The sequence below is a fragment of the Myxococcus vastator genome, from assembly GCF_010894475.1.
GTDB lineage: Bacteria > Myxococcota > Myxococcia > Myxococcales > Myxococcaceae > Myxococcus > Myxococcus vastator.
Genome location: NZ_JAAIYB010000318.1, coordinates 1 through 10,131, shown reverse-complemented (window position 1 = coordinate 10,131; position 10,131 = coordinate 1). Strand labels below are relative to the sequence as shown.

Annotated in this window: 9 protein-coding genes; 5 read left to right on the top strand and 4 right to left on the bottom strand. The window is 71.1% G+C overall.

The window, feature by feature from the left end; genetic code table 11:
* From G4D87_RS26275 to G4D87_RS26255, 5 genes are all read left to right on the top strand, one after another.
* Window positions 1-842, top strand: an 842-nt coding sequence (locus G4D87_RS26275; protein WP_338045000.1) for a peptidoglycan recognition protein family protein, incomplete at its 5' end; no start/stop codon positions are given.
* Between the two features lie 89 nt (window positions 843-931).
* The gene (locus G4D87_RS26270; protein ID WP_163785120.1) at window positions 932-1,246 is read left to right on the top strand and encodes a hypothetical protein; all 315 of its coding nucleotides are present in this window, start codon (window positions 932-934) and stop codon (window positions 1,244-1,246) included.
* A gap of 109 nt (window positions 1,247-1,355) precedes the next feature.
* Entirely contained in the window at window positions 1,356-2,618 is a 1,263-nt protein-coding gene (locus G4D87_RS26265; RefSeq protein WP_163785118.1) for a TolC family protein, read from the top strand.
* A complete protein-coding gene (locus G4D87_RS26260; RefSeq protein ID WP_163785116.1) occupies window positions 2,615-3,814 on the top strand; it encodes an efflux RND transporter periplasmic adaptor subunit in 1,200 nt (399 codons plus the stop codon). Before G4D87_RS26265 ends, G4D87_RS26260 begins: the two co-directional genes overlap by 4 nt.
* Window positions 3,804-6,953: an efflux RND transporter permease subunit gene (locus tag G4D87_RS26255; protein ID WP_240358623.1), complete on the top strand. Its 3,150-nt coding sequence runs from the start codon at window positions 3,804-3,806 to the stop codon at window positions 6,951-6,953. The genes G4D87_RS26260 and G4D87_RS26255 overlap by 11 nt, the downstream gene beginning before the upstream one ends.
* Window positions 6,954-7,013: 60 nt before the next feature.
* Here G4D87_RS26255 and G4D87_RS26250 read toward each other — a convergent pair whose 3' ends face one another.
* The 4 genes from G4D87_RS26250 to G4D87_RS26235 form a co-directional block, all read right to left on the bottom strand.
* Window positions 7,014-7,895, bottom strand: coding sequence for a hypothetical protein (locus G4D87_RS26250; RefSeq protein WP_163785112.1), 882 nt, complete (start codon window positions 7,893-7,895; stop codon window positions 7,014-7,016).
* 152 nt (window positions 7,896-8,047) lie between these two features.
* Window positions 8,048-9,139, bottom strand: a complete 1,092-nt coding sequence (locus G4D87_RS26245; protein ID WP_163785110.1) for a Rieske 2Fe-2S domain-containing protein — start codon at window positions 9,137-9,139, stop codon at window positions 8,048-8,050.
* Window positions 9,140-9,227: 88 nt separating this feature from the next.
* Window positions 9,228-9,641: a four-helix bundle copper-binding protein gene (locus G4D87_RS26240; protein WP_163785108.1), complete on the bottom strand. Its 414-nt coding sequence runs from the start codon at window positions 9,639-9,641 to the stop codon at window positions 9,228-9,230.
* 120 nt (window positions 9,642-9,761) lie between these two features.
* Window positions 9,762-10,131 (bottom strand): HAD-IC family P-type ATPase (locus G4D87_RS26235; RefSeq protein ID WP_163785107.1); only part of this gene is annotated, 370 nt, incomplete at its 5' end.

Below are 10,131 nucleotides of genomic sequence, written 5' to 3'. Positions count from 1 at the left end.
GCCTTCGCCTGCCCCCGCTCTCCTCCGTGTTCCGCGCCACTCAGGCGCAGGCCCCCCGCGCCGCCGCCGCCGCGGCCGCCACGGTCTCCGCTCCGCCCGCGGGCCTGCGCAAGGGCGACTCCGGGCCCAAGGTGAAGCAGTTGCAGGATGCGCTCGTGAAGGTGGGCTACATGACGAAGGCCCAGGTGACCACCGGTCCCGGCACCTTCGGCCCGCAGACGGAAGCGGCGGTGAAGAAGTTCCAGGCGGACCACAAGCTGCCCACCACCGGCTTCTACGGCGACCTCACGCACGCGGCGTTGAAGAAGGCGCTGGGCACCAGCGGCCCCACCACGCCCACCACGCCGGGCGGCAAGTTCACCAAGCCCGCGGTCATCAACGCGCCCTCGCCGAACCAGAACTCACGCGGCGGGACGAAGATTGACACCATCGTCATGCACCACACCGCGACCAACAACGGCGCGGGTGACCTGGCGTGGATGCGCAATCCGCAGAGCAAGGTGTCCGCGCACTACATGGTGGACCGCGACGGAAAGATTTATCAGCTCGTCGGCGACGACAAGCGCGCCTGGCACGCGGGCAAGGGCGAGCTGCACGGCGTGCCCTCGGACATCAACAGCCGCTCCATTGGCATCGAGCTCGTCAACGACGGCAGCGGCAAGACGCCCTTCACCGAGGCGCAGTACAAGTCGCTCACCCAGCTCACCGGCTACCTGAAGCAGCAGCACAACATCCCGATGAAGAACATCGTGGGCCACGCCGACGTGGCGGTGCCCAAGGGCCGCAAGAACGACCCGGCGCCCAACTTCGACTGGAACCGGCTGCGCCAGGGCATCTCCTGACAGTCGCCTTCCCCGGCGGGCGAGGAGACTCACTCCGTGTGAGTCCCTCGCACGCATCGCGTTTGGAAACGTGGTAGAAGGCCGCCAGCGTGCTCCGAATCTGGCTCCTCGTCTGCCTGTTCCTGTTCGCCCCGGGCCTGGGGGGCTTGATGCCCACCCTCACTGGCGCGGTGGGCGAGGTCTGCACCCAGAGCTGCCCGGACGATGATGACCAGGGGCAGTGCGCCCCGGACTGCATCGACTGCACCTGCTGTGGCCACGTGCGCTCCGTGGCCGCGCATGCTCCGCCGCCTCCCTTCGTGCTGCTCGTGTCGCGGCCCTTGCGCGTCGCCTACGAGAAGTCCGAGCCGCTGTCCGCCGACGTGGGCGACATCCTCCACGTCCCCATAGCGCCCCTCGCGTAGGTCGCGTCCGCCGTCTCGTCCGCTCGCGTCCGCCAGGACAGGTGTGCCCGTATGTCATGACGGGGCACGCTCCACCTGACGCACGCCTCCCTTTCGCGAGGTCATCGCCGTGCCCCTCCCACTCGCGGTGGCAGCCTTCGGGCTCGCCGCCGCACTCCTCCTCCCGCGTGTCGCCGCGGCCCAGCCGGGCTCCGCCGACGCCGCGCTGTCTCTTGAAGAAACCCTGGCCCTGGCCCGCCAGCGCGCGCCCGCGCTGCTGGATGCCGCGGGCCGCGCCGCCGAGGCCCAGGGCCCCGTGACGGCCGCCGCGTCGCTGCTGAACGACAACCCCACCTTCCAGCTTCAGGCGGGACCGCGCGCCGACCCAGGCTCGCCAGGACACCCCGCGGTACGAGGGGTGGACTTGAGCGTGGGCATCAGCCAGTCCTTCGAGCTGGGCGGAAAGCGCGGCGCCCGCCGGGAGTCCGCGCGCGCCGGGCTGGAGCTGGAGACGGCCCACCAGCGCGACGCCGAGCGTCGGGTGCTGGGCGACGTCGCCGCGCGCTTCCTCCAGGCGCTGCATGCGCGGGAGCGGCTGAGCCTCGCGCGAGAAGCCGAGGCCGCCGCCCGGGAGACCGCGAGCTCCGCCCAGCGGCGCTTCGAGGCCGGTGATGTGCCCGTGGTGGACGTCAACGTGGCGCGCGTGTCCCTGGCCCGCATGCGCGCGGAGGTGGCCACCGCCGAGGGGGACGCGGCCGTCCAACTCCACCAACTGCGCGCGATGTTGGGCCTTCCGCTCACGCACCCGCTGGCCATCCGCGGTGAGTTGCGGCTGCTCGCGCTCCAGCCTGTCACGGAGGCCAGGACAGACACCGTCGCCGCGCGGCCCGACATCGCCGCGCTGGAGGCGGAGCTGGCGCAGGCGGATGCCGACCGCCGCATGGGCCAGGCCGGCGCCTGGCCGGACGTCACCGCGGGGTTCATGTACCAGCGGGAGATTGATGAGATTTCCTACCTCGGCACGTTGAGCGTGCCGCTGCCGCTCTTCGCCCGAGGTGACAGCGCCCGGGTGACGGGCGAGGCCCGCGTGCGCCGGCTCCAGTCCCTGCTGGCCGCGGCCCGCTCGGAAGTGGACGTCCAGGTGGAGGCCGCGCGCGTGCGGCACCGCAAGCGGCTGGAGGCCGTGACGCTGCTGGAAGCCGACGCCCTGCCGCTGCTCAACGACAACGAAACGCTCGCCCGCCGCTCCTACGAAGCCGGAGAGATGGGCCTCGCCGAATTCCTCCTCGTTCGCCGCGACACGCTGGAAGCGCGTGCCGCCTATCTCGACAGTCTTCTCCAGGCAGCCCTCGCCCGCGTCCAACTGGCCGTGGAGACCGGAGCCCTTCCATGAAGCCCCTCCACGCCGCGGTGGCCGCCCTCCTCCTGCTCACCGCCTGCAAGCGCGAGACGCCACATGATGAGCACGCGCACGGGCAGGACGAGCACGCCGCCCAGGAAGGTGCCCAACATGACGACCATGGCGAGCCCCACGTCCGCATCGCGTCGGAGATGTTGCGGGACTTGCGCATCACCACCGCGCCCGTGGGCGTGCGACCGGGCGGTGAGAATGTCACCGTCCTGGGAGAGCTCACCTTCAGCGAGGACGCCTACGCGGAGGTGGCCGCCCCCATCGCCGCCCGCGTGAGCGCCGTCTTCGTCACCACCGGTCAGGAGGTGAAGCAGGGCGAAAAGCTCGCGGACCTGCGCAGTCCGGAGCTGGGCAAGGCGCGCGCGGCGCTGCAAGCGGCCCAGGCCCAGGCCACCGCCGCGCGACAGGCCGCCGAGCGCAAGCGCACGCTCGCCGACGAGCGCATCATCGCGCGCAAGGACGTGCAGGCCGCCGAAGCGGAGGCCGCCGCCGCAGAGGCCTCGGTCGCCGCCGCGCGCGCGGAGCTGGTGGCGCTGGGCGTGAGTGAAGCGGAGCCACGGGGTGGAGACGTCCCCCCGGGCTTCGTCCTGCGCGCGCCCCTGTCCGGCACCGTCGTCGAGCGCACCGCGCGGCTGGGGCAGATGGCGGACCCCAACCAGCCGCTCTTCTGCATTGGGGACGTGTCCTCGCTGTGGCTGGTGGTGCACGCCTTCGAGCGGGACGCCGTGCGCATCCAGCGTGGCACGCAGGCCCGCATCACCTTCGCGGCCTTTCCGGGCCAGGAGTTCATGGCGAAGGTGGGCCACGTGGGGCAGCGCGTGGACGCGACGTCACGCACCATCCCCGTGCGGCTGGAGCTGGACAACGCCGACGGGCACCTGCGGCCCGGCATGTCCGCGTCGGCCTACATCCCCCTGGGAGACCCGGGCGCGCCCATCACCGCCGTGCCCGCCGCGGCGCTCCAGCGGCTGGAGGGCGGCTGGGTGGCCTTCCTGCCCACGGAGGCGCGCGGCGTCTTCGAGCGGCGCGAGGTGGGCCGGGGCCGCACGCTGGGCGGCGACGTGGAGGTCCTCACCGGACTGAAGCCCGGAGAGCAGGTGGTGGTGGAGGGCGCGTTCCTGCTCAAGGCGGAGGCGGAGAAGCTGAGCGGCGGGGGGAGTGACGGCCATGCGCACTGAGGCCCCCGACTCCCTGATGAACCGCATCCTGCGGGCCTCCTTCGCGCGGCCCGGCCTCACCGTGTTGCTGGCCCTGGCGCTCTCCGCCTTCGGCGCGGTGGCGCTCCAGGGGTTGACGCGCGACGTGTTCCCGGACCTGTCCGCGCCCATCTTCAACGTCATCGTCCAGAACCCGGCGATGGGCGCGCAGGAGCTGGAGACGGCCGTGGCCATCCCCATGGAGGTGGCGCTCGCGGGCCTGCCCGAGGTGCGCCGCATCCGCTCCACCTCGCAGCTGGGCGTCACCCAGCTCACGGTGGAGTTCGAACCAGACGCCGACTACTTCCGCAGCCGGCAGTACGTCGTCGAGCGCGTGGCCCAGGCGCAGAGCGAGCTCCCCCCCGGCACGGACGCGCCGCTCATCTCCAGCCTCACCGGGCGGCTCAACGAGGTGTTCGAGTTCACCCTGGAAGCGGAGCCCGGCGCGGCGGAGCTGATGACGCTGCGAGATTTGGCCGAGTTCGAGGTGAAGAACCGGCTGCTCGCCGTGCCCGGCGTCGCCGGCGTGGAGCGCCTGGGCGGCTACCTGCGCCAGTTCCAGGTGCAGCTCGACCCGGACCAGATGGTGGCGCGTGGCATCACCCTGAACCAGGTGGAGCACGCGCTGGAGGGCGCCAACCTCAACGCCTCGGGCGGCTTCGTGGTGCAGGGCCCCATGGAGTGGACGGTGCGCGCGGTGGGGCGCGCGGAGTCGGTGGAGGACCTGCGCGACACCGTGGTCGCCGTGCGCGACAGCACGCCCGTGCTGCTGGGCGACGTGGCCGACATCCGCGAGGCGCCCGCCGTGCGCCGGGGCATCGCCCACCGGCTGAAGGGCGAGGTGGTGAGCTGCCGGGTCATCAAGCAGTTCGGCGCGGACACGCAGCGGGTGACGGCGGGCATCCGCGTCGCCATCCGGGAGTTGCAACAGGGCCTGCCGCCCGGTGTGCAGCTCCGCATCGTGTATGACCAGTCGGTGCTGGTGGACTCCGCGCTGGGCGGCGTCAGCCGGGCCATCCTGCTGGGCGCGGTGCTGGTGGTGCTCGTCCTCTTCCTCCTCCTGGGGGACTGGCGCGCGGCGCTCATCGTCACGCTCACCCTGCCCCTGTCCCTGGCGCTGGCGGGCGTGCTGCTGAAGGTCGCGAACATCGGCATCAACACGATGACGCTGGGCGGACTGGCCATCGCCGTGGGCCTGCTGGTGGACGCGGCCATCATCGTCACGGAGAACATCGTCCACGGCCTGCGGGAAGCGAAGGGCCAGCGCTCCCGTCGTGACGTGGCGCTGGCGGCGTCCATGGAGATGGCCCGGCCCATCGCCTTCGCCACGCTCATCGTCGTGTCCGTGTTCATCCCCCTGTTCGCCATGACGGGCATCGAGGGGCGCATGTACCAGCCGCTCGCCGCGGCCGTGGTGGCCTGCCTGACGGCGTCGCTGGGACTGGCCCTCACGCTGGTGCCGGTGGCGTCCGGGCTCTTCCTGCGCGCGCCCCGCGAAGGACAGCCCGAGGACGTGTGGCTCATCCGCAAGGTGAAGCACGTCTACGCGCCCCTGCTGGAGGCGTGCATGCGCCACGCGGGGCTGGTGCGGCTGGTGGCCCTGGCCATCACCGTGCCCGCGCTGTCGCTGGCCTTCGTGGTGGGCAGTGACTTCATGCCGAAGCTGGATGAAGGCGCGCTGCTGCTCCAGACGGTGCTGCCGCCGGAGGCCTCGCTGGAGGAGGTGGACCGGCTCAACCACCTGGTGGAGGACGCGCTGCTGAAGTTCCCGGAGGTGGAGGACGTGGTGCGCCGCACGGGCCGCGCCGAGCGCACGGAGGACCCGATGCCGCACACGCTGTCGGACGTGCTCGTCGTCCTCAAGCCGGAGCGGGGGCGCTCGATGGAGGACCTGGAGGCCGCGATGCGCGAGGCGGTGGGGCAGGTCCCCGGCGTGACGACACTGTTCACCACGCCGCTGGGCATGCGCATCGATGAAGGGCTCGGCGGCAGCCCGGCGGACCTCTCCGTGCGCATCTTCGGGCCGGAGCTGGAGACGCTGGCCGGACTGGCGGAGCGGGCGCACGCCATCATGGCGAAGGTGGAGGGGGTGGAGGACCTGCGAGCGGAGAAGCTGACCGGCCTGCCCCAGCTCCGCGTCACCGTGAATCGCGCCGCGGTGGCCCGCGTGGGGCTGACACCCGGAGACGTCATCCACGCCGTGCAGGTGGGACTGGTGGGCCAGGAGTTCGCCCAGGTGTGGAAGGGCCAGCGCCGCTATGACTTGCTGCTGCGGCTGGCGGACCACCGCCGGGGAGACGCCACCGCCATCCGGGGCCTGCTGGTGGACGGACATGACGGCACGCGCATCCCGTTGAGCCAGCTGGCCACCATCGAGGAGACGTTCGGCGCGGGCAGCATCCGCCGTGAGGCGGGCAGCCGGCGCATCGCCGTGGAGGCCAGCGTCGCGGGGCGGGATTTGGGCAGCACGGCGGCCGAGGTGCGTGAGCGGCTGGCGGCGGAGCTGAAACTGCCCACCGGCTACTTCCTGGACGTGGGCGGCCGGGTGGAGAGCCAGCAGCGCGCCGCGCAGGCGATGACGGTCGCCATCGCGGTGGCCCTGCTCGCGGTGTTCATCCTGCTGTACCTGGCGCTGGGCTCGCTGGCGGAGTCACTGGTCATCATCGCCACCCTGCCGGACGCCTTCGTCGGCGGCATCCTCGCGCTGCTCATCGCCGGGGAGACGTGGAACGTGTCCAGCCTGGTGGGCCTCATCGGCCTGTTTGGCATCGCCGTCCAGAATGGCCTGGTGCTGGTGGCGCAGACGAAGCTGCTCATGCAGCACGGCAAGCCCTTCGAGAAGGCCATTCGGGAGGCGAGCATCGGCCGCGTCCGCCCCAAGCTGATGACGGCGGGCACCGCCATCCTGGGCCTGCTGCCGCTGCTGGTGTTGCCACTGCACGGCACGGAGGTGGAGCGCCCTCTGGCCGTCGTCATGGTGGGCGGGCTCGTCACCTCCACGCTGTTCACCCTGCTGGTGCTGCCCACCTTCTACGCCTTCGTGCACGGGTGGCAGGCGCGGGTGACCCAGCGGCTGGCAGCCCGGAAGGCGGCTCGGGCGCAGACGCCAGCGGAGCCCTGAGACGACGTCCCGCCTGAGGCGCCGCCGCCCTGTTCTCCCAGGGCGGCGGCGAACCCGCGCCTACTTCGCGTTGGTCACCATGTCAGCGCGCACCTTGCCGACGATGCCCTCCCACTTCCCGTTGGCGCCGTGGCCGTGGGACTCGCCGTCGTCGCGGAACTTCACGAAGTGGTTGGTCCACTTGGCCCGGCCGCCCTCACAGGCGTTGGAGCCCAGCGTCAAGTCATTGCAGAACCAGTCGGACGTGTTGCAGTAGGCCCCACCCGCGCTGCCCGACACGCCACCCGTGGAGTGGTAGGACACCGCGTCGTCGTCCTGCCCCGGGAGGAGCCCCGAGTACACCTTGCCCTTGGCGCCCGCGAACATGTTGAAGCGGATGCCGCGCGTGGTGTTGTGGTTGTACATGGCGCGCGCGGTGGTCGTCACGAGGTCGCCGACGATGGGGTCCTTCACCGCCCACTCCCCCATGTCCGCCAGCTCGCTCCCACCGCCGGCGCCCGACGCCACGTTCACCCACTTGATGTTCCAGCCCGTCTGCGTCTTCCCGTCGGTGTTTCCACACACACCGCTGGCGTTGGGCGTCGCGTTCTTTTTGTAGCGCGCCGAGCCACCATACAGCGCCAGCGCGTAGCCAATCTGGAGGTTCCCCGCGCTGTGCACGGCGATGTAGCACCAGTTGTTTCCGGTGCAGTAGCAGTCCAGCGCATCCCGGATGCGCGCGTTCTGCCCGCCAATCCGCTGCCGCCCATCCCAGTTGACGGCCTTCTTGTTCACCCCGGCCGCCGTGGACGCGGGGCCCCAGGCGGAGAAGTCGGCGTAGTTGCCCGGCTTCGTGCCTCCGGAGTTCTTCCCGTGAATCCACAGGGTGTAGTTGGTGGCCAGCGCCTGAGGCGCGAACAGCAACGCGGCACCTGCCAGCGCCGCGCGAACGGGAAACCGCATGGGGGACTCCGGGGGGATTGCGAGGGGACGCCACGCTAACAGCGTGCGAGTGTTTCAGCCCATGGCTCCCTTCAGACACATGGAGCTGACCCAGGTATCGTGAGACCCGGTGTCTCCACCGTGTCTCACGACACACCGCGTCGCAATGCCTCTCAGGTCCGCATCTTCAGTCGTGTTTCATGCACCGCGTCCCCCACGGCGCCGGGCTTCTCGCGCTCGGCGGCGCGCAGCAGGCGGAGGATGCCGGGCCCGAGCACGTCGATTTCGGTGGAGGCATAGGCCTCCGTGCCGAAGCGGCGGATGGTCTCCGTCTGCTGCCGGAGGATGCGCGCGTCCTGCCCGAAGATGTGGAGCGCCACGGGCATGATGAGCGGGAGCGCCGCGCGCACCAGCCAGCGGGGCAACGGCAGACGGAACGTCACCACCGCGTACACCAGCGTGTCCCAGTCCGACACGGGTGTCATCGCGGAGGTCACCAGGATGTGGCTGGTGTCACCGATGCGGTACTCCACCTGGGCGATGGAGGGCATCAGGAAGCGGTCGAAGTGCTGCACCATCCCGCCCCCCGGCGCGAGCAGCTTGCCCACGAGCCCGCTGGGGCGCGGCTCGCCGATGTATTCCGCCTCCACCTTGTCCGCGCTCCGGCGCACCACCACGTCGATTTCGTTCCGCTTCTCCTCGGTGCGGAACAGCCCGCCGTGGAGGTACGCGGTGTGGGGCACGTCCAGCGTGTTCTCCAGCGTGGAGTGCAGCGAGCCAGGGGCCCGCAGCGTGCGGCGCACGGTGGTGTATTCACGCGCCTCCAGCAGCGGGAAGCGGTAGGGCTCCGTGGTGGGCTCGACGCCCGGCGTGGAGTAGACCCAGACGAAGCCATCCTGCTCGCGCGTGGCGTGCGCCGTGGCGCAGCGGGCACGCGCGCCGGGCTCGCCCAGGAAGCCAGGGATGGCGCGGCACTGCCCCGCGCCGTCGAAGCGCCAGCCGTGATAGCCGCACTGGAGCTGGCCTTCCTTCACCCGCCCCAGCGACAGCGGCACGTTGCGGTGCGGGCAGCGGTCCACCAGGGCCGCGGGCTTGCCGCCCTCGCCCCGGAAGAGCACCAGGGGCGAGCCCTGGAGCGTGCGCGCCAGGGGCTTGTCTCCCAGCTCGCTCGAAGCGCAGAGGATGAACCAGGCGTTGGGCAGGTGGACGACGGAGATATGTCCAGCGGGCGTACCGGAGGTGCGCCCCTCCTCGCGAGAGCTCATGGAGCGCACTCTAATCGGCCTCGACGGCGAGTGAAGGACTCCGCGACAGGGCCGTTCCGGCTTGCCTGGACTCTTCTGGGCGGACACCTCACGCGGGGAGGTCGGCGGCGCGCTGGGCGGCCTCCGGGTTGGGGGACTGCGGCATGACCCCGCCGCCCATCCTCCAGCACGACTCCGAGCACTGGTCGCACATGTCCGCGCAGGCCTTCATCACCACGTCCTCGCCCATGCGCGCGCAGGACTCCGCGCAGCGCCCACAAACCTCCGAGCAGGCGAAGCAGGTGCGGCTGTGCAGCTCCGAGCCACGCAGCATGAAGTTCGCGCTCGTCTGGCAGACTTCCACGCAGTCCATCAGCAAGCGCAGATGCCTGGCCTCCGCATGCTTGCCGCCCTTTCCCAGACAATACGTCAGCGTCTCCATGCAGACGCGGTGACAGGCCAGGCAATCCTCGATGCACTGGCGCAGGTCGCTGTCGGCGTTCATCACTTCGGCTGAGGCCATGGTGTCCACCTCTTCCAGGGTGCGGTGCGTTCGAGTTCAAGGGTGGACATCCCCGCGCCGCGCCGGTGGGCCCTGGCGGGCCGCCGCCCGGTACACAGGCGGCCGCCCACGCAGCGGGGCCTACAGCTTCAGCTTCCGCAGCCGGAGCGCGTTGCCGATGACGGACACCGACGAGAGGCTCATCGCGGCGCTGGCGAAGATGGGGCTGAGGAGCAGCCCGAAGACGGGGTACAGCACGCCCGCCGCCACTGGCACACCCACGGCGTTGTAGACGAAGGCGAAGAAGAGGTTCTGCCGGATGTTGCGCAGCGTGCCCTGGCTCAAGCGGCGTGCCCGAGCGATGGCCCGCAGGTCCCCCTTCACCAGCGTCACGGCCGCGCTCTCCATCGCGATGTCCGTCCCCGTGCCCATGGCGATGCCCACGTCCGCCTGCGCCAGCGCGGGCGCGTCGTTGACGCCGTCCCCCGCCATGGCCACCACCTGTCTCTTA